Source organism: Bacillus cereus group sp. MYBK227-1 (assembly GCF_051916325.1).
GTDB lineage: Bacteria > Bacillota > Bacilli > Bacillales > Bacillaceae_G > Bacillus_A > Bacillus_A cereus.
Map to the genome: position 1 here is coordinate 59,089 of NZ_JBQAGK010000006.1, position 21,441 is coordinate 80,529.

The following is a 21,441-nucleotide window of genomic DNA, read 5'->3' on the forward strand; positions in this document are numbered from 1 at the left end:
ACATTGTACCCTTTCTATCTTTAAGGCAAACATGGTATACATATTCACTATACATTGTTTTTATAATGAACTCTACTTCTATTCTTTCCTTTAACAGAGATAAAGTGAAACTTTAATCAGTGGGAGTTTTGTAATTATTAACCTATGCCAATCTTGCTTCTACAGACATCCCGACTCCCACATAACTCACTTACATTCACTAATTTTGAGATTAGATTCTTACTGCCTGCAAATGTCCTGATAAAAAATAAAAATTCATATGCGTGTTTTTTTGTTACAATAAAGGAAAGTTACTTTTCGCAACGGTTTAATTCTCAAGAAAAATGATATATCTAGCAAAAACATAGTTTGGTCTATATAATCCAACTTCTACCTATTAAAAGAACATGAACCCTTTTACATACAACATCATTTTTCTAAATTATACAGGGGGGAACGAACATGACCATTGAAAATCAATTTATTCAAAAAGTTTACTATAAAACATTTTTAACAGAAGAAACTTCTACTCCTGCATCGGAAGTACTCGGTGAAGCATATATAAATGAATCTAAAAATGAATTCTCCAACATTTCTAATATTCGATTTGCTCAAGGTGAATTTTATTATCAAAATAAAGATTTTGAAGCAGCTATATTTAAATGGGAAAAAGTTAATAATACTCTTGCACTTTGGGCAACAAAAAATATTGCAGATGCTTATTTTGAACTAGGATTCCTACCAAAGGCAGAAGAAATTTATCAATCTATTCAAACAGAAGATACAACTCTTACGATGGAAGTTTCATTACAACTTCTTTCTCTTTATATCGAACAAGATCGTTTAGGACTTGCTTTTAAGACGATTAGTGAAGCTGTTGCATTCCAACCGGATTACCCAAATATTACTGCAATTGCACGTTCTTTCTATGAAAAACAAGAAGATTGGAACAACGCTATCGAACTAGCTGTTCAAGAAGGTATTCGAACACAATCTTTACACTGGTTTGATACATTAATAAATTACATAAACAAAGGATTTACTAAAAATATTAAGCCTGAATATTTCTATGAGTCTTTAAAAGCTCTATATGCTGTTGATCAAGCTCAATTTAAAGAACTTGTTATTGCTCTTTGGAATAGCTACCAACATGAATCCTTATACCTTCCTTGGATTCAAAGTATTAATCATTTATTCTTGCATATTGAAACAGACAATAATGACGATTGGAATGAAATTTCTACTCGCTATCAAGAAACATACTTTGCATTAATTACCGGAAATCATTTTATGCATGAATTAAACGGACTTGTACCAAATCTATTAACAAATTGGTTCAGTTTAACGAAAGCAAAAGATTCTCTAGTTGTCTCTGCAGCAGTATTAGCATGGAATGAAGTCTCACCTACAACCTTAGAATCATTACTCGTAAAAAGTGCTGGATCCTTACTTTCTAATACATCAGCTGAAGCAGATGTAAATATGGAAATAGTTTCTCATTTATTCGAAACAATCGCTGTATGGGCTGAGAAAAATGATGTAGATTTAAGTCATCAATTTACGCTACTCGTCCATGAACTATGTGATTTAAATGTCACACCACTACTAATAGCTGGAACTAGTGACCATGATAAAACATCATTTGTTAATTCAATATTAGGAGAGAACATCTTAACTGAAACTTTAACAACTCCTATTCTATTTAAAGACGCTAGTCAAACTGAAATAACAGAATTTAACGAGTTAGATATTAGAAATATCTCTAACCTTGATGAATTCCATCAAATAGCGGCTACATCTGCTCAGTCAGAACTTGAGAAAAAATGTATAGAAATTAAGCTACCAAGTAGATTTTTAAGAAAAAATAAGTTTACATTTCTTATTACACCATCCATTCAAGGACAATTGGATAAAAACAATGCATACTTTGAATACTTACAAGCAGCAGATAGCCTTGTTTACGTATTAAATTCTTCTTCACCATTGCATAGTGAAGAAATTGATACGTTAATTTATTTACGTGAACAAGTACCAAACTTACAAATTCACTTCGTATTACACACAAATAATACGACTACTAATGAAAAACTAATTAGTAAACTTAAAGTACATTTTCCAGATGCACAATTCTTCCCATACTCTCCTTCGCAAGAGAGTAGTCAGCAACTTGGAGATGTAACAGAATCTATTCTCTCTAATCTTGCAAAACGCGATATAGAAAAAGAACGTATAGAAAAGCTAATATGGTTTACGCAAAAGACAATTGCTTATCTCATAAATGAACGTGTGGAATTAGAAAATACATTAGTAAAATCCGTACGCTGGAATAAACACATCTCAGTGAAACTTACTGGATTTATTAATAACCTTACTGCTCTTGAAAAAGATAAAATTCGCTCTATTACCGAATCCTATCTTTTAACGAAAGAAGAAATTACACGAGATATACATTCTCAAATTCCTGAATTATTACAGAGCTGCTCTGATCTTGTTCAAGAAGATAGTGATTTCAAACTAGTTCATGAAGAATTAAATGCTGCAATGAATGAACGAGTTCAAAAGCATGTGCAACAGGTACTTCTTCCTAAATTTACTGGGTCTATTCAAGAATGGATTGAAACGGCACATAATGAATTTATTCAAGCTCAAGCTTATTTAGATGAAATGAGTGAAACGTTTAATAAATTATATAAAGAAGAACGTATGAAACTTCCTTGCGATTTCAAATTATTAGATGATTGGAATCGAGATGTTGCACGAATGACAAATCGAATTACAGTAACGAACATCAATATTTTATTACGCTTTACACCGACACAGTTTTTCTTAAAAAGTGCCGGAAAATTATTTGGTAATATGCAAAAAAACCAATCTATGCTCGCCAACAAATATAAACAATATATTGAAACAGAAGACTATACAGAAATTGCTCACACAATTTCAAAACAATTCTTCCTTCAATTTGAAGTATTTGAAGGTGCATTAGAACGTGATATCATGATGTTCTTCAAAGATCCACTTAACATATTGAAACAAAATGTAGATGCAGCTCAACTTGAGATACAGGAAGACGAGCAAACATTAGCAACGCTAAGAAGCAATCCAGAAACATATCATGATCCTTTGGCGTTATTTAAACTACAATTGCTACAACATAAATTCGTTTTAAGTACTACAAAGAAACATGAAGATATGTTTGTATCTAACGAATCTCCTACTGTTTAACAAAAAAAACCAAGCAAACTAAAATTTGCTTGGTTTTTTACTTTATTATTTTCATATGTTCAAACGGATAATAAATGCCTGCTAACTTTCCTAACACATCTTCTCTATCAATAAAACCTAAACCATTTCTACTATCTTTACTTATTAAGCGATTATCTCCCATAACAAAAATCTTATTTTTAGGAACTGTAATCGGTCCAAAGTCCTCTGTTAAATTCATAAGTTTTTTTTCTGCTTGTTTTTTATTACTATCCAAATACTCTTCATCTTTCACTTCAGAATTTACATATAATTGATCATTTCTCATCTCAATTATATCTCCAGATAATCCAATCACTCTTTTGACATAAAAATTATCTGTTTTCACAACAATAATATCTTCTCTCCCATAGCTTTCAAATTGTTTTGCTAACTTATTAACAATTACCTTATCTCCATCTTGCAACGTTGGCCTCATAGATGCTCCTTTTACAGTCGTAGGGAAAAACACAAAAATTTTCGCCAAAAACACCAATAAACATGCAATTGCAATAGTTCCAAAGAATTCACGCCAACGTTTTTTCTTTTGCATCATTTCACCATCTCATCATCTTTTTATTTTTATTATAAATAATACAACCGATATTTTTCTACAAAATTCTTAATTATAAAATTATAATATTAGAAATTTCAAATGGTAATACTGATCAAATTAAACAAGCAAAAAAGATACTCTCAAAATAGTCTATTCACTATTTTGAGAGTATCTTTTTATAATCCCACATATACAATACACATTTGAGCAGCTACATATGTAAACCAAATCCAAAGTGGCTCATACTTCAATTTACGCCCTCCGATATCTGTCACGCCAATAATAAAATCAGAAATCACAAACAGTAAACCACCAAACGCTGGTATCCACCATATTCCTGTATTTTCATAATATAAGGCGAATGCAAAGCAAGCCATTCCTCCAACCCACAATCCGTAAATTAGAGCTCCTATCGTAAACAATTTATCCTGTTTATCATTTCGGATAAAGAAGAACCATCCTACAATTAGAAAGAGCCCATATACGAGTAAGCCAATCCAAAAACCATTCCACGAAATTCCTGTTTGCAAAAATGCTTTTACATAAAAACAATGAGCAAGAGCGAAAGTAACCATCCCACCAATTAATCGATGACCAATTGGAATCAGCCCAGCCATAAACAAATCTCCCACAGTCGATAAAGTCATACCAAGTGCAACCCACGTACTATACTCTACAGATGGATCTTGTAACCATATCCAAATTGCACTACCTGTTAAAGAAAAACTAAGAATAAGACGGATTGCTAAAGGTAACGGCATATTATCTTTCGTTCTTTTTGTCTGCCGCATTGCATAAATTGCACCAATTAAAAAAAGAAGTATTTGCCCAATTAACACCACGTAAAGTAGATTCATAATATGTTCTCCTCAATAAATGCTTTTTGTATCTTTTTTCGTTACACTTAGTCTATTATCCTTTTTCTATAAAAAAAGAAGAACAGTACTGTTCTTCCATTGTAATCGCTTTTCTGCTTTCTATGCTACTTGTTTTTCTTTCTCTATTTTTTGCTTAGCTGGCGTCCGATTTACCACAATAATTCCCGCGGCTACACATGCTAAACCGAGTAACACAAATGAATGAATTGCTTCACCTAAAATCATGCTCGATAATAACACACCAAATACGGGTATAAAGAACATATACATAGATACTTTTCCAACCTTATTGTACTTCATAATTGTATTCCAAATGCAAAAACCAGCTGCAGATAAGAAAGATAAATAAATCAGCATAAGTAGTGCATGTAGACTAAATGTAAATGGCATGACTCCAACTTGTAAAGCCCCTATACATAATAATCCTATAGAACCAAACATCATTTGGTATGCTGTCATATAGCCAACATCTAATGTTTTACTACCTTCTTTTGCTAATATGTTTCCATATGAATACAGCATTGCTGCACTAAGAAGTAATAAGCTTCCGATTCCAAAATGAAATGATAAGCTACCATCACTCGGCACATTTACTAAAACGACGCCACAAAAACCAATCGATACCCCAATTATTTTTCTTATATTGAGAGCATCATCTTTATATAAAAAATGGGCGAGTAAAATTTGAAAGAATGATGATGTCCCTGAAATGATAGCTCCTTCAATTCCTGAACTATAACTCATTCCAATGTAAAAACAGATATATTGAAGAAACGTTTGGAATAAACCAATTTGTATTAACTGTTTCCCCGTTCCTTTTTTGAAGCTCATATCTTTTCCTAACACTTTAAAGAATAATAAGAGCATGACTCCAGATAACAAGAAACGATAACCGGCAAATAATATTTGTTCTCCAACTTCTTGTGGTTGAATTCCAAGTTCAGCATAACTTAACTTAATAAAAGGAAATGCGCTTCCCCATAAAAAAGTTGCTACTATTGCAGCAAGAAATACGCCAATCGGATGGGTAAAAAATTTCTCTGTCTTCACTTGTTGTCTTCCTTTCCGACCTTTTTATGAACAATATTCATATATACCAAAGGAATTGCGAAAACACAAGTTTTCCGTTTATACTTGAAACAAAACCGTACCATCTCATAAAAACATATGATATACTATAGAATAATTACAACATAATAACTATTAAAAACAGATTCAACAGAAATGCTGCTATCCATTATGGATGGCAGCTTTCGTCGTTTTATAGGGGTTTCGATTTTGATTATTTTTCTCAATAAGAATTCGGAAGGAGCGAGTAGTAATGAACTCAGAAGTAAAAACGTTACACGCAAAAGAAACAATTTCTCATCCCTCTTTATGGGACACATTAAAAAAACATTATGAACTTGTATTTGCATTGGCATCTGGTATTTTTATTTTAGCTGGCTGGCTATTCACAAAGAACGATGCAATGAATGCAGGTATTACTTGCTATATCCTTGCTTATATAGTTGGTGGATATGCAAAAGCGAAAGAAGGAATTGAAGATACGATTGAAGAAAAAGAGCTAAATGTTGAAATGCTAATGCTCTTTGCAGCTATCGGTGCTGCAATTATTGGCTACTGGGCAGAAGGGGCTATTTTAATCTTCATCTTTGCGCTCAGCGGTGCTATGGAATCTTATACATTAAGTAAGAGCCAAAAAGAAATTTCCGCTCTTCTTGACTTACAACCCGAAGAAGCATTACGCATTTCCAACGGAACAGAGGAACGTATTCCTGTTGGAGAGTTACAAATTAACGACATTATTTTAATTAAACCAGGTGAACGTGTTCCTGCTGACGGTACGATTCATAACGGTGAAACAAATATCGATGAAGCAGCAATCACGGGAGAACCTATTCCAAATGAGAAAAGACATGGCGATGAAGTATTTGCAGGTACTGTAAATTTACGTGGTGCTATCGAAGTTAAAATTACGAAGCCGAGCGATCAAACATTATTCCAAAAGATTATCCGTCTCGTACAAAGTGCACAAAGTGAAAAATCACCATCACAACTATTCATCGAAAAGTTTGAAGGAACATACGTAAAAGGTGTACTACTCGTTGTTGCGCTTATGATGTTCGTTCCTCATTTCTTACTTGACTGGAGCTGGAATGAAACGTTTTATCGCGCTATGATCTTACTTGTAGTCGCATCTCCTTGTGCACTCGTTGCTGCCATTACACCAGCAACGTTATCTGCAATTTCTAACGGAGCAAGAAATGGAATTCTCTTTAAAGGTGGCATACATTTAGAACGCCTCGCTTCAGTAAAAGCAATCGCCTTTGATAAAACAGGAACATTAACAGAAGGAAAACCTACCGTAACAGATATATATGTTCGAGAAAATATGACAGAAAAAGAAGTACTTTCTATTACAGCATCAATTGAAAGTCACTCTACACATCCTTTGGCTGAATCTATTGTTAAATATGCACAACATGCGTACGACATTACATTAAAAAAACCAGAAAAGGTTGAAGATGTAACTGGTTTTGGGCTAAAAGGAATATTCGAAAACAACGCTTATAAAATAGGTAAAGCTGATTTTATCGGTGAAGAAACAAAAACATTTCATAATGGTATTTCTGCCTCACTTGAAAAGGAAGGTAAAACTGTCGTTTATATTAGTGATGAGGGAGGCATTCTTGGACTTATCGCTTTAAAAGATACGCTTCGCCAAGAAACAATAGCTGCTATTCGTGATTTACAAAGCATTGGTGTCGAAGCAATTATGATTACTGGAGATAATGAAGAAACGGCAAAAGCAATTGCCTCTGAAAGTAATATAAAGGAATATTACGCATCATGCTTACCAGAAACAAAAGTTGAAACGATTAAAAAGTTAAAAGAAAAATACGGTACAGTAGCAATGGTCGGAGACGGTATAAATGATGCACCTGCACTAGCTACTGCTAGCATTGGTGTCGCAATGGGAGAAGGAACAGATGTAGCTTTAGAAACTGCGGATGTTGTACTGATGAAGAACGAACTATCTCGTCTTTCTCAAGCAATCCGTCTATCAAAACGAATGAATCGTATTGTGAAGCAAAACGTAATCTTTTCGCTAGCCGTTATTGCCATGCTAATTTGTTCAAACTTCTTGCAATTTTTAGCTCTTCCATTCGGTGTTATTGGCCATGAAGGAAGTACGATTCTTGTCATTTTGAATGGCTTACGATTATTAAAAGGAAGCAAATAAAACGGGTCCCTCATAGAGGACCCGTTTTTTTTAATGATAGCTATTATGACCGTTCGCACTGCTACTCGTTTTATGCTTTGGATGCGAACTGCTCTTTTGTTTATTATTACTTTTATTATTATGGTTCTTTTTATTATTACTCATGAAATATCCCCCCTGTTCCTTTTTATTATGGAACAAGAGCTCATTATTCATTACGGGAATTATTGTCACCGGTTCTATAATGGTGGAGTAAACCATTAATTTCACCGCCAAGTAAAATTACCCATCCAGTTAAGTAAAACCATAACATTAAAATAATGATACCACCGAGACCACCATATGTATTGGCGTAATTCGCAAACTTATCTACATAATAAGCAAATGAGTACGATACCACAATCCATCCTACAGTAGCAAATAACGCCCCTGAAATAACTTCTCTTCTTTTTAACTTTCGATCTGGTGCAAATGTATATAAGAAACTAAACAAAGCAAATAGCACGAAGAAACTCGCTACTAATCGTGTAATGCTCCATACGAAAGAAAAGCTATCTGATAAACCGAGTGCTTTAAACACTGCTGCTCCAATAACTTGTCCGAATACCGGAACAATTAACGCAAAGACAATCATAAAAATAATAGCTAATGTAAACACAATTGATAACGCTCTTGTTGTAATAAAAGAACGTGTTTCCTTCACGTCATAAGCGCGGTTAAAAGCATTCATAACCGCATTAACACCATTTGAGGCAAACCATAACATGGATAATAAACCAAATGATAATAAACCACCATTTTGCTGGTTTACAACTTTATCTACATTTACCTCAATTAAGTTCATTGCATCATCTGGTACATAAACCTCTAATAAACTAAGCACATCCTCTGTTTGAATGGGAATAAATCCAAGAAGCGTAATTAAGAAAACGAGCCCAGGAAAAATTGCAAGCAAGAAGAAATAAGCGAGCTGTGCTGCCAAGCCCGCTACATCATCGCGCATCGTCCGGTCATATAAATCTTTACCAAACGAATAAGTACGATTTCTTCTCACCTTTTCTAAAATTTTTCTCATATATGTTTAAACGCTTTTCTTCTCTTCTTTATCTTGCTTTAACTCAATGTACGCTTCAGTTTTTTTTTCCACTGCATTTGAGTCTTTCATAAATAATTCACGCGCTTCTTTCATACCACCATCTTCAGCAACTATTGGCTCTTCTTCTACTTTCAACTCATCTACCTTTGGAGATACAGCTTGAATTTCAATCGTTTCTGGCTTTTCTTCTGGCTCAACTTTTTTCTTACTAAAAATTTCTTTCGTTTCTTTTAACGTCTCTACAACAGATGGCGTTAATTTTTTAATTTCTGCTACTTTCGCTTTTACCACATTGAAATCAGCAAGTTCGCGTCCTTTATCTGTAACAGTTTGCACTTTTTCTTTGATCTTTGCATTTTCGCCAATTTCAATCATCTTTGTTTTTGCTTTTTCTGCAGTATTTTTTACTTTTTCACGATTTTCTTTCTTCAACATAGATACAGCTACACCTGCAGCTACACCAATCGCAATGTTTCGAGCAATATTATTTTTCTTTGCCATATTCCTTCACCCTTTCATTTCTTATGTTAGAAAGTATTTCTTTCTAAGCTTCCTCATATTCCTTGTTCATTTCGAATGAAAGCTAATAGCTTTGCACACCCTTCTGTTACAAGGTCATATACTTCTTGGAAATTCCCTGTATAGTAAGGGTCAGGAACGTCTGTCCAGCCACCGTCTGGAACAAAGTCGGACAGCCTACCAATATAGCCTCCAGTTTTACCTAAACTTTTTAAATCTGCTATATTCTTGTTGTCCATGGCAATAATATAATCAAACTTTGTTAAGTCTTCTTTTTCTACTTGCCTTGCTTTAATTCCTTCAAAAGTGACTGCATTTTCTTTTAAAATTTTTTGTGTTCCTTTATGTGGCGGATGGCCAACATGCCAATCTCCAGTTCCTGCAGAATCAATGACAATTTTCTCTTCAAGTCCCTCTTTTACGACAAGATTTCGAAAAATCGCTTCTGCCATCGGAGAACGGCAAATGTTCCCAAGACAAACAAACAATACTTGAACCATATTTTTGTTTCTTCCCTTCTTGGTGCATTTCTTAATATATACTTATAGTATAAACAACCAATTATTAAATATAAAGGAAATCCCTACTAATTTAATGGGATTGAAAAGATTCATTAACGAAAATGATAAAAAATGTTAAGATAGCCTTATGTTATTTTAAAGGGGGACACTTCGGTGGATTTATCCGTAAAGTCAGAAGAAAACGTTGAATACATGGTCGAAGCTATTAAAGAAAAATTACGTATGGTTAATGCTGGAGCGATGAGAGCTGCTAGTTTTAACGAAGAAATGTACGAAGATTTACGTGACATTTATGATCATGTTATGAAACGTGAAACATTCAGCATTAGTGAAATGCAAGCTATTACAGAAGAATTAGGTACATTAATTAAAAAGTAAAAAAGCCTCTCTTATATGAGGCTCTTTTTTATTTCCAACAAATTCATGACAACTCTTCTCTTTCCCTCAACCAACTGTAAAATATTGTACAATAGAAGTAGAACCTCACCTTAGATTTTTTCTCCATACATACTACTCACAAATAATAGCAACACTACCATTGCTAACTGTTTTTACTGGAGGTGCTTACTTATGAGCAATTGGTACAGTAAGACGAAAGATCAAACATTAATTGACCTAGAAACAAACGAACAACACGGTTTAACAGATGAAATTGTAAGTGAACGTTTAAAGCAATACGGTTCTAATGAATTAGCTACAAAACAAAAACGCACTTTATTGCAGCTTATTTTCGCCCAAATTAATGACGTCCTCGTATATGTCCTTATTATTGCAGCCCTTATTTCTGCCTTTGTAGGTGAATGGGCAGATGCAAGTATCATTGCGCTCGTTGTAGTTTTAAATGCTGTTATCGGTGTCGTCCAAGAATCGAAAGCAGAACAAGCCTTAGAGGCATTGAAAAAGATGGCGACACCTAAAGCTATCGTCAAGCGAGATGGTGAACTAAAAGAAATTCCATCTGAGCACGTCGTTCCAGGTGATATCGTTATGCTCGACGCCGGACGATATATCCCATGCGATTTACGCCTGATCGAAACCGCAAATTTAAAAGTTGAAGAATCTGCTCTAACTGGTGAATCTGTCCCTGTTGATAAAGATGCAATCTACCACCCTTCCATGCAAAGTGATGAGCAAGTACCACTCGGCGATCAAAAAAACATGGCATTTATGTCCACTCTTGTAACATACGGAAGAGGCGTCGGTGTTGCTGTTGAAACTGGAATGAACTCACAAATTGGTAAGATTGCTACCCTTTTACATAAAGCAGACGATGATATGACACCACTTCAAAAAAGCTTAGCACAAGTCGGAAAATATTTAGGCTTTGTCGCTGTAGCTATTTGTATCGTTATGTTCCTCATCGGTTTTTTACAAGGCCGGGATACGTTAGAAATGTTTATGACTGCTATTAGTTTAGCCGTTGCAGCTATTCCAGAAGGCTTGCCAGCTATCGTTTCCATCGTTCTTGCAATTGGTGTGCAACGTATGATTAAACAAAACGTTATCATTCGGAAACTACCAGCTGTTGAAGCCCTCGGTTCTGTCACAATTATTTGTTCAGATAAAACAGGTACGTTAACGCAAAATAAAATGACCGTTACTCACTTTTATAGTGATAACACATACGATCGCTTAGAAAGTTTAAATGTAAATAATGATGCGCAACGTCTATTGTTAGAAAATATGGTGCTATGTAATGATGCTTCTTACAATAACGAATCACAAACGGGAGACCCGACTGAAATTGCACTTCTCGTTGCTGGAACCACTTTTAACATGCAAAAAGATCATTTAGAAAAAATACATGAACGTGTTAACGAAGTACCTTTCGATTCAGATCGTAAAATGATGTCAACCGTACATACATACGATGAAAGCTACTATAGCATGACGAAAGGCGCTATTGATAAGCTCTTACCTCGATGTACCCATATTTTTAAAAACGGCAAAATTGAGATTTTAACTGATTCTGATAAAAATCAAATATTAGAAGCTGCCGGAGCAATGTCTCAAGAAGCTTTAAGAGTACTTTCATTCGCATTTAAACAATACAATTCAAACGATGTGGATATAAATCATCTTGAAGAAAATCTTATCTTTATTGGTCTTGTCGGTATGATTGATCCACCACGAACTGAAGTGAAAGATTCAATTACAGAATGTAAAAAAGCCGGTATTCGCACAGTTATGATTACTGGTGACCATAAAGATACCGCCTTTGCAATTGCCAAAGAACTTGGCATTGCTGAAGAAATATCGGAAATTATGATTGGAACTGAATTAGATAACATTTCTGATACAGAACTAGCTAGCAAAATTAATCATTTAAATGTATTCGCTAGAGTCTCTCCAGAGCATAAAGTGAAAATTGTAAAGGCATTACGCGCGAAAGGAAATATCGTTTCTATGACTGGTGATGGCGTCAATGATGCACCATCTTTAAAGCAAGCCGATGTCGGCGTAGCGATGGGCATTACAGGAACAGACGTTGCAAAAGGGGCAGCAGATGTTGTGTTAACAGATGATAATTTCTCATCTATCGTGAAAGCTGTTGAGGAAGGTAGAAACATTTATCGCAACATAAAAAAATCAATTCTCTTCCTACTCTCTTGTAACTTCGGAGAAATTATCGCTTTATTTTTAGCAATTTTACTCGGCTGGGCAACACCACTACGACCTATTCATATTTTATGGGTGAATTTAATTACAGATACACTGCCTGCATTATCACTTGGGGTTGATCCTGAAGATCCAGATGTGATGAAGGAAAAACCACGACATGCGAAAGAAAGCTTATTTAGTGGCAGCGTTCCTTTCCTGATTTTCAATGGAGTTATCATTGGACTTTTAACGCTAATAGCTTTTATCGCCGGAGCAAAATTCTATACTGGAGATACAAATTTATTCCCTCTTTTCCCAGAGCGAATTGATGACGATGCTCTATTACACGCTCAAACGATGGCATTTGTCGTTCTTAGTTTTTCTCAGCTCGTTCATTCATTTAACTTGCGTTCAAGAACGAAATCAATTTTTTCAATTGGGATCTTTACAAATAAATATTTAGTTTTCTCCCTTCTTATCGGTGTTCTTATGCAAGTTTGTATCATCTCCATCCCGCCCCTTGCAAATATATTCGGTGTACATGCATTAACGATGCGAGATTGGGGATTCGTTCTCTTATTAAGTATCATTCCACTTGTTGTGAATGAGATTATTAAATTAGTGAAGAGAAACTAAAAAGGCAATGAGGAATATTCCTCATTGCCTTTTCATTTACCCCATATTAACGGGCAGTAAAACCCCCACCTCAAAATTTAGCTAGAATAAAGAAACTAGGTGGGAGATTAACTGCCCATAAACATCCGATTGGTGTGGGCTAATAATCAGTGGGGATGAACAAAACCCCACTGATTAAAGTTTCACTTTATCCTTGTAATTCTTTTTTGATGTTCTCTGTTAATGTAGCCATACGTTTGCGGCTTTCTTCACGCTCACGTTTGTTTTGCTCTTCAATTTGTTGTGTTTCTTGCATACCTCTTGAAATAATGTTCCAAGTTTCCTCAAGTGTTTCCATCTTAATACTAGAAGAACCTGATAATCTCGCTACTTCTACACTTTGCGTTGCGATATTTTGTGCATTTTTCTTAAGTAATTCATTTGTACGGCGATCCAGTTCAGCCATAGAATCTGCAACAAGCTTTTGACGCTTCGCATTTACCGCTTGAATGATACCATTTTTAAAGATAGGAATCGTTGTAATAAATGCTGTATTGATTTTACCAATTAATTTATTATTACCACGTTGAATCATACGAATTTGTGGTGCTGTAAGTAACGCAACCATACGTGCTTTTTCTAAATCGTCAATACGCTGTTCTAAAATTTCAACAGAGTTTTTAAGCGACTCTAATTCAATACCTGCTAATTGATCATTATTACGTACACGCTCTTCATACATCGGAACTAACTCTGTATTTAAACGCTCTAATAACATTTCTCCTGCTACTACGTACTTCTCTAAGTCTAGATAATATTTTAAGTTTTGCTCATACAAGCCATCTAACGTACCAATTGATTTTTTCATCTCATCTTGGTACTTCGTAATTTCCACATAAACTTTATCAATTTCACGGCCCATCGTTTGATACTTGCTAAAAATTTGTTCAATCATTTTATCCGCTTTTTTAAACATACGTGAAAAGAAACCGCTTTTCTCTTCCGCAAAGTCTTTACTATCGAATCGGTCCATAATTTTACCAAGCTGTTTTAATAATTCACCAGAATCTTCTATCTTTGATAATGACATTGTATGTAAAATTTGATCAGCAAAACGTGAAATTTCCATAGAAGGTTCTTTTCCAAGTTCAATTAATTCTAATTGATCTTTAATATCTACCGCATTATAAATACGTTGTACATCCGCATCTTGTCTAAGTTGTAAGCGAACATCTTGTGCTGTTTGTTCATTTAATTCTGTTTTCGGATCTAGTACGACTGGGTTATTCATATGGTATTCTCCCTTTCCTTATAAAAATGGACGAAATAGTCCTTTTATTGTTTGTGATAAATTTTTATAGGCTGATGAACCATGAAACTCAAGATCGAAATTAACCTCTTCAAGCCAATGTGAATCAAATGCCCCCGCTTCAATATACGGTTCAATATCGTTTCTTCCCGTTGGATTGAAATGAAATACATCTACTCCAATTTGATTCAAAAATAGTAATAAAACAGCATCAGAACGAGTTAACTCTCCACTCTTCTCATTATTAAATATAACAATTTTCGGTACATCTTGTGAATAATCAAATTTCTCAAGCTGTTCTAAAATATTCGGTGGTATTTGAGAAAGTTGCGCGAAAACATATAGCGCTACATCTTGTTTCGTCTCTTTCGCAATTGGTTTACACATTTCACTTTCACACGTATGGATAATCGCTTCTGCAATTCCATGCTGTAAACCTTCCGGTAAACGCTTATGCGGCCACCAATGGCTATTCATAATTAGATCAGGATGCAATTTCCCAGCTCGGTCCAATGCATCTCGATAATGATATTGGAAGTTTGCTTTTTGCTCTTTCGTAAATGGGAATGTATTAATTAATAAACTGTTATCAAATGATGTAACAGCCTTTAATCGTTGAAAATATTCTTTATCATTCTTTGAAACGCCGGATATTTTCGCAAATAAAGAAGGGATATAAATGTGTTTATTTTCAACAAAGAATGTCGGGCGTACAAACGCCTTTTCTTTCGTAATTAAAAAGAGTTCATCATATGTTGTTTTTAGTGTACGAGCTACAGGCGTATAGGAACGGAATTGCCACGGCTTGTACAGCAGTGAATTATCGTGGTGAAGTACTTGTTCAATTTCTTTCGAAGCTTGATACGCTACTGTTGCAACACGCTCACGGCGACGATCAGGGAATGGTTCAAGCGAAATGCGACTTGAATGAGATACAACAAAAGTTCTTCCCTCTTCATCAATATTTTCAAATCCATCTTTTCCTTCTGGGTGATAATAAAGCACATCACAACCGAGCATAATAAGAAAGTATAAGAAATATATACGGCTTTCCTGTGCATCACCGTACCAAATGATACGCGGCATTTGTTTCTTATAGTTAATCGTAGAGAACCACTTCGCTACGTAATTTTCGCTTAGTTTAATTATGTCGATTAAGAAACGACGGAAGCCTTCTGTCTTTAACGACTGATTATGTTGCTTCTCATATAATTTCAATAGTGAAATAAACGTCGTATGTATGTAATGCTGTAAATCAGGATTGTCTACTTTCGGTAAAAGTTGTTTCCCAGATAAGTGTGCAACTAGCCTATTTACTGTCAGACCATTTGGTGCTTCTTGATGTAATCCGAACACTTCTTGAATATGACGAAGCTTTTCCGAATCAATCACTTTGTTTAAATTTTGTTCGTGTAAAACTTCGATTCCTTTCGCTTCACTATAATCAAACAGCTCATTAAAATATTCATCTACATCATTAGGAACGCCAAGGATTCGACATGCTATATAACTAAATTTCATCTCATTCTCTGTCAGCTCATATTGTGGGCGTTTTTCTAAAAGCGTTTCAAATTGCTTTAAATCTGATTCATCTTTTAATGCATATGGTTGAAGTGTAAAACGTGAAAACACAACAGTTCACCTCCAAAAACATTTACGTTTTTTCTAAGTCCTTCTTCTATTATAAACTATTTTGGGTTATAAAAAATGGGCGCTCGCAAAACGAGCAAACCCATTTCAATTATTTATTGTCTTCTTTAGTAGCTGCAACTTCTTCTCTAGCTTGTCCAGAATTCTTCATGTAGTGAAGTATAAATGTTGCTCCAAATGCTACAACTAAAATAATAAAGAATAGTGTATGACTAATCTCAATCTCGATTAAAGACAGTAACATTTTTGCTGCAATAATTAAGATTAAAATGTATGCTGTCGTTTCAAGCTCTGGAATACGCTCTAACAATTTTAAGAATACACCAGCAATACCACGCATCATTAAAATACCTAGCATTCCGCCTAATAGTAAAATCCAAACTTCATTAGATACACCAAATGCAGCAAGTACGCTATCTACAGAGAATGCGATATCCATTAATTCAACCATCGCAACTGTTCCCCAGAAGACACCAAACATTCTAAAGAGAATACTATTTTGATTCATACCGTGAGCTTCGTCTTCTTCACTTGCACCTTTACGCTTATCAATAAAGTATTTTACTGATAACCAAGCAAGGTAAAGTGCACCAAGAAGTTTTACCCACCATAATTTAATTAAGAACATTCCGATTCCAATCGCAATAAAGCGGAACACATAAGCTCCAATAAGTCCATAGAATAATGCTTTTTTACGTTTTTCTTCCGGAAGATGTTTTACCATTACCGCTAACACAAGTGCGTTATCAGCAGATAATAATCCTTCAAGTACAACAAGTGTACCAATTAATCCCCAAGATACTGGATCCTGCAACACTTTAATCCACATGTCCAAGTCGAAAAACTGAGCATACGTATCAAGGATTCCTTGCAAAATACTCATCTTACCTTTATCCCCTATTCTTTGCTAGATTTATAGAAAGGTCAAAAAAAGGAAACGAATATCGTTTCCTTTCTATGCATCCAAGCCATACGCTCTTACAAGCGCACCTAAACCACCTTGGAATCCACTTCCTACTGCATTAAACTTCCACTGTCCATTATGACGGTATAATTCACAAAAGACAACTGCTGTTTCGATGGAGAAATCTTCCCCTAAATCAAAACGAAGAACTTCTTCACTCGTTTCTTCATTCGCTAAACGAACAAACGCATTTCCTACTTGCCCAAAGTTTTGACTACGGCCTTCTGCATCATAAATCGTAACTGTAATAGCAATTCTGTGCACATCTGCTGGAACTTTCTTCAAGTCCACAACAAGTTGCTCATCGTCACCTTCACCTTCACCTGTACGGTTATCTCCTGTATGTAAAACAGATCCACAAGGAGACTGTAAATTATTATAGAAGATAAAATCAGTTTCCTTCGTACATTTTCCGTTTGCATCTAATAAAAAGGCAGATGCATCTAAATCGAAATCGGCTCCGCCGTCATAAGATTTAATATCCCATCCAAGACCAATTACTGCTTTTGTTAAACCAGGGCTTGTCTTACCTAAATCGATTTTCTGGCCTTTTTGTAATTGAATAACCATCTATATTCACCTCTATATTTTTATCTTTAAAAATATATCCATCAGTAAACATACATTTCACCGATGGATATATAAATCAAATCTATTACTCTACATCTAAACCAAAGTTATTACATAGAGACGCTAATCCACCTTGGAATCCACTTCCGATTGCATTGAATTTCCAATCACCTGCATGACGATATAATTCACCTACTACTACGGCTGTTTCAATAGAGAAATCTTCTCCTAAATCGTAACGAATTAATTCTGCATTCTTTTCTTCATCAAGAATACGTACGAAAGAATTAGAAACTTGTCCGAAGTTTTGGCTACGGCCTTCTCCATCATAAATTGTAATTGTGAAACAAATACGTTCGATGTGAGCAGGAACATTTTTCAAATCTACTTTAATCGCTTCGTCATCGCCTTCACCTTCACCAGTGCGGTTATCTCCTAAATGCTCTACAGCACCATTCGCACCTTTTGGATTATTATAGAAAACGAAATCTTCAGCTCCTGAAACTTTACCATTCGCGCCTACTAAGAAAATACTAACATCTAAGTCGAAATCGTTTTGTCCGTCATAACGATTCGTGTCCCAACCAAGTCCTACAAGAACTTTCGAAAGACCTGGATTCGTTTTTGTTAAGTCTACCTTTTGTCCCTTTTTCAATGAAATTGATGCCATATACAATTCCTCCTCGGTTATTTTATTGATAACGTGATACAATCTCACTTAAGTTTTTATCTTGCGTGCCTTCTCCAACTGCTGAAAACTTCCATTCACTTCCGTGACGATACATTTCACCTGCAATTAGAGTTGTTTTGCCAGCATAATTATCCGATAAATTATAGCGTGCTAATTCTTCACCAGTTTGCGGGTTTTGAATACGAATATATGCATTACGAATCATCCCGAAATCTTGACGACGATTTACACAGTCATAAATATTTACAACGAATACTAAACGATTAATACGGCTTGGAACTTTATGTAATTCTACGAAAATTGTTTCGTCATCACCAGCGCCTTCACCTGTTAAATTATCTCCTGAATGAATAATACTACCACAAGTAGAAAGTTTATTTCCGAAGTAAACTAAATCATTTTTGTTTAAAAAACGATCTCCTTCTAACATAACAACAGATGCATCACAATCTACATTTGGTTTACTTCCAAATAATGAAGACAGAAATCCACCTGATTGCCCAATTGGATCCCAGCCTAAGCCAACCTGTAGTTTTGCTACTTTTGGTTGTCCTTTCGTTAAATCGATCTTTTGACCTTTTTCTAAAATAATAGGCATGAAGTTTCTCCCTTTCTACAAAGCATTTTCCAAATCGGAAAATATTGTATTCTTCTCTTATATTGTAGCATTATTTACCTAGCGATAAAAAGGATAAATTCTCAGTTATATGAAAACATTCATATAATTTACTTATGATGATGTAAGAAGTGGTAAATAGCACCAATCATTCCTGCACAATTACCGTTTTGCGCAAGTTCAATCTCACAATTATTATAAATCTCTTGATTTAAGTATTTACTGACCTCTTCTTTTACTTCTTTTAAAAACTCATTTCCTCTATCGGTAATTCCTCCACCAATAATAATCGTTTCTGGATTAAAAATATAAGCAAGATTACTAATTCCGATTGCCAAATGTTTAAAGAAAATCCCAACTGCTTGAGCAACTTCCCGATCTCCTTTATCATACAACTCGAAAATTCTTTTCCCATTCCACTTGCCTTTGCCTTTATATTTGCTTACAAGTCGAATTAATCCTGAAATCGAAGCAACCTCTTCAAACGTTTTTCCTTCTATTAACATATTCCCCCATTCACCAGCACTAAATGAATGTCCTCGGTACAATTTTCCATCTATAAAAATTGCTCCCCCAATCCCTGTTCCAAGGGTGAGCATAATAAAGTTATCTTTCTCTCTTCCACTACCATTCCACATTTCTCCAAACGCTGCACAATTCACATCATTGTCAATCGATACTGGAACTTTTAATATCTCTTGCAATCTATCAATAATAGGAATAGTACTATATCCCGGAATATGATCCGCACCTCCCGTCACAATTCCTTTATTAATATCAACAATTCCCGCAGTGCTAATACCGATTCCGGCAATAGTATGTTCATTCATTATTTTTTTGGATACATATATAAGTTTTTGAATAATTTGTTCTCCGCCTAAATGAATTTCTGTTGCAACTGTTTGACGCTTTAATACTCTCCCTATTTCTGAAACAATACCATACTTAATTTGCGTACCGCCAATATCAAACGCTATATACTCTTTCATCTGCTGCCACTTCCTCTACCGTTATGAATGTAAATTCTCCCCCTCTACTATTTGTAGGAAATCTACATTAACTCTTTTCTGCTTTGACAAATACACCACCTTTTTCTATATATAGTTTTTTTTGCATAAAACTCTTTTTCCTAAGAAATATTACAAAGGGATGTATTTTAGATGGAACATTAATCTCTTAGGAGGAAAACCATGACGAAAATCTTCATTTTAGCATCAACACTCTCTTTATCTTTTTTTAGCGGTTTAAATATCGGTAATGCTGCAACTGAAAACTTCCAACCATTAACAAACGCTATTGTACAAAATAGCGATCATTTTGCAGAAGGAAACTCAAAGGATAATAATATACCTCCAGGAAATAACGGTTCTCAGGACGATACTGGTTCTGGTGACAATGGTTCTGGCGGTAACGGTTCTGGTGGCAATAGTTCCGGCGGTAACGGTTCTGGTGGCAGTGGCTCTGGTGGCAATGGTTCCGGCGGTAACGGTTCTGGTGACAACGGTTCCGGCGGTAACGGTTCTGGTGGCAATGGTTCCGGCGGTAACGGTTCTGGTGACAACGGTTCCGGCGGTAACGGTTCTGGTGGCAATGGTTCCGGCGGTAACGGTTCTGGTGGCAGTGGCTCTGGTGGCAATGGTTCCGGCGGTAACGGTTCTGGTGGCAATGGTTCTGGCGGTAACGGTTCTGGTGGTAGTGGCTCTGACGACAGCGGTTCCGGTGGCAATGGTTCTGGTGGCAACGGCTCTGGCGGCAGTGGCTCTGGTGACAACGGTTCTGGCGGTAACGGTTCTGGTGGCAATGGTTCTGGCGGTAACGGTTCTGGTGGCAGTGGCTCTGGTGGCAATGGTTCTGGTGGCAACGGCTCTGGCGGCAGTGGCTCTGGTGACAACGGTTCTGGCGGTAATGGTTCTGGCGGCAATGGCTCTAGTGGCAATGGTTCTGGCGGTAACGGTTCTGGCGGTAACGGTTCTGGCGGTAACGGTTCTGGCGGTAACGGTTCTGGCGGTAACGGTTCTGGCGGTAACGGTTCTGGCGGTAACGGTTCTGGCGGCAATGGCTCTCAAGGCGGCAATCGTGTTAAAGGTGATAGCAGTTCTCAAGGGGGTAATGGCTCTCAAGGTGGCAATCGTGTTAAAGGCGATAGCAATTCTCAGGAGGGCAACGGTTCTCAAGGGGGTAATGTAAAAGGTAATACGAAAAAACAAGGTGATAAATTACCTAATACTGCAACGCATTACCCTATATCTATTTTAATGGGGCTTTCAACATTCCTAATTGGTATGTTACTGTTTATTCGTCGTAAAAACGTAAAATAAGAACAACATCCTTCCATCTAAAAAGTACATGAAATACTGTATAAAACTAAAAAGGACTTTGGATTACATTTTATTATGCAGCCCAAAGT

Annotated in this window: 18 protein-coding genes; 5 read left to right on the forward strand and 13 right to left on the reverse strand. The window is 35.7% G+C overall.

Annotation, left to right across the window (positions count from 1 at the left end):
• Positions 1-441 precede the first annotated feature (441 nt).
• On the forward strand, positions 442-3,204 hold the full coding sequence (locus ACTFRM_RS23630) for a tetratricopeptide repeat protein (RefSeq protein ID WP_000151423.1): 2,763 nt from the start codon (positions 442-444) through the stop codon (positions 3,202-3,204).
• A 37-nt stretch (positions 3,205-3,241) separates the two neighbouring features.
• On the opposite strand, the gene lepB is transcribed toward ACTFRM_RS23630, so the two are convergent.
• The 3 genes from lepB to ACTFRM_RS23645 form a co-directional block, all read right to left on the reverse strand.
• Positions 3,242-3,778 (reverse strand): signal peptidase I, encoded by a 537-nt coding sequence (gene lepB, locus ACTFRM_RS23635; protein WP_000983310.1) that lies wholly within the window; start codon positions 3,776-3,778, stop codon positions 3,242-3,244.
• A gap of 176 nt (positions 3,779-3,954) precedes the next feature.
• Positions 3,955-4,635, reverse strand: coding sequence for a lysoplasmalogenase (locus tag ACTFRM_RS23640; protein ID WP_001051080.1), 681 nt, complete (start codon positions 4,633-4,635; stop codon positions 3,955-3,957).
• Between the two features lie 120 nt (positions 4,636-4,755).
• Positions 4,756-5,706 carry a DMT family transporter gene (locus ACTFRM_RS23645; protein WP_440043622.1) on the reverse strand — a complete coding sequence of 317 codons (951 nt, stop codon included), beginning with the start codon at positions 5,704-5,706 and terminating at the stop codon, positions 4,756-4,758.
• 535 nt (positions 5,707-6,241) lie between these two features.
• Between ACTFRM_RS23645 and ACTFRM_RS23650 the strand changes: the two genes are divergently transcribed.
• The gene (locus ACTFRM_RS23650) at positions 6,242-7,903 is read left to right on the forward strand and encodes a heavy metal translocating P-type ATPase (protein ID WP_440043638.1); all 1,662 of its coding nucleotides are present in this window, start codon (positions 6,242-6,244) and stop codon (positions 7,901-7,903) included.
• A 187-nt stretch (positions 7,904-8,090) separates the two neighbouring features.
• On the opposite strand, the gene ACTFRM_RS23655 is transcribed toward ACTFRM_RS23650, so the two are convergent.
• Genes ACTFRM_RS23655 through ACTFRM_RS23665 form a run of 3 tightly spaced genes read right to left on the reverse strand, consistent with a single transcriptional unit; the run spans position 8,091 to position 9,997 of the window.
• Entirely contained in the window at positions 8,091-8,957 is an 867-nt protein-coding gene (locus tag ACTFRM_RS23655) for a YihY/virulence factor BrkB family protein (protein ID WP_001226536.1), read from the reverse strand.
• A 6-nt stretch (positions 8,958-8,963) separates the two neighbouring features.
• Positions 8,964-9,479 (reverse strand): DUF4075 domain-containing protein, encoded by a 516-nt coding sequence (locus ACTFRM_RS23660; protein WP_001085389.1) that lies wholly within the window; start codon positions 9,477-9,479, stop codon positions 8,964-8,966.
• A 53-nt stretch (positions 9,480-9,532) separates the two neighbouring features.
• A complete protein-coding gene (locus tag ACTFRM_RS23665) occupies positions 9,533-9,997 on the reverse strand; it encodes a low molecular weight protein-tyrosine-phosphatase (RefSeq protein ID WP_000250916.1) in 465 nt (154 codons plus the stop codon).
• Positions 9,998-10,171: 174 nt separating this feature from the next.
• On the opposite strand from ACTFRM_RS23665, the gene ACTFRM_RS23670 reads away from it, so the two are divergent.
• A complete protein-coding gene (locus ACTFRM_RS23670; protein WP_000366196.1) occupies positions 10,172-10,396 on the forward strand; it encodes a DUF1128 domain-containing protein in 225 nt (74 codons plus the stop codon).
• Between the two features lie 192 nt (positions 10,397-10,588).
• Complete coding sequence (locus tag ACTFRM_RS23675) at positions 10,589-13,255, forward strand: cation-translocating P-type ATPase (RefSeq protein ID WP_440043623.1); 2,667 nt, start codon at positions 10,589-10,591, stop codon at positions 13,253-13,255.
• Between the two features lie 187 nt (positions 13,256-13,442).
• Here ACTFRM_RS23675 and ACTFRM_RS23680 read toward each other — a convergent pair whose 3' ends face one another.
• From ACTFRM_RS23680 to ACTFRM_RS23710, 7 genes are all read right to left on the reverse strand, one after another.
• Positions 13,443-14,525 carry a toxic anion resistance protein gene (locus ACTFRM_RS23680; protein WP_001064409.1) on the reverse strand — a complete coding sequence of 361 codons (1,083 nt, stop codon included), beginning with the start codon at positions 14,523-14,525 and terminating at the stop codon, positions 13,443-13,445.
• A gap of 18 nt (positions 14,526-14,543) precedes the next feature.
• Positions 14,544-16,175 (reverse strand): YceG family protein, encoded by a 1,632-nt coding sequence (locus ACTFRM_RS23685; protein ID WP_000492859.1) that lies wholly within the window; start codon positions 16,173-16,175, stop codon positions 14,544-14,546.
• A gap of 109 nt (positions 16,176-16,284) precedes the next feature.
• On the reverse strand, positions 16,285-17,076 hold the full coding sequence (locus ACTFRM_RS23690) for a TerC family protein (RefSeq protein WP_000025704.1): 792 nt from the start codon (positions 17,074-17,076) through the stop codon (positions 16,285-16,287).
• Positions 17,077-17,148: 72 nt separating this feature from the next.
• Entirely contained in the window at positions 17,149-17,727 is a 579-nt protein-coding gene (locus ACTFRM_RS23695; RefSeq protein ID WP_000236643.1) for a TerD family protein, read from the reverse strand.
• 85 nt (positions 17,728-17,812) lie between these two features.
• Positions 17,813-18,397 (reverse strand): TerD family protein, encoded by a 585-nt coding sequence (locus ACTFRM_RS23700; protein WP_000146726.1) that lies wholly within the window; start codon positions 18,395-18,397, stop codon positions 17,813-17,815.
• Between the two features lie 22 nt (positions 18,398-18,419).
• Positions 18,420-19,016 carry a TerD family protein gene (locus ACTFRM_RS23705; protein WP_001121586.1) on the reverse strand — a complete coding sequence of 199 codons (597 nt, stop codon included), beginning with the start codon at positions 19,014-19,016 and terminating at the stop codon, positions 18,420-18,422.
• A gap of 128 nt (positions 19,017-19,144) precedes the next feature.
• Complete coding sequence (locus ACTFRM_RS23710) at positions 19,145-20,023, reverse strand: ROK family protein (protein ID WP_059304172.1); 879 nt, start codon at positions 20,021-20,023, stop codon at positions 19,145-19,147.
• A gap of 201 nt (positions 20,024-20,224) precedes the next feature.
• Here ACTFRM_RS23710 and ACTFRM_RS23715 point away from each other — a divergent pair, with 201 nt between their 5' ends.
• Positions 20,225-21,352 carry a cell wall anchor protein gene (locus tag ACTFRM_RS23715; RefSeq protein ID WP_440043624.1) on the forward strand — a complete coding sequence of 376 codons (1,128 nt, stop codon included), beginning with the start codon at positions 20,225-20,227 and terminating at the stop codon, positions 21,350-21,352.
• The last annotated feature ends 89 nt before the right edge of the window (positions 21,353-21,441 follow it).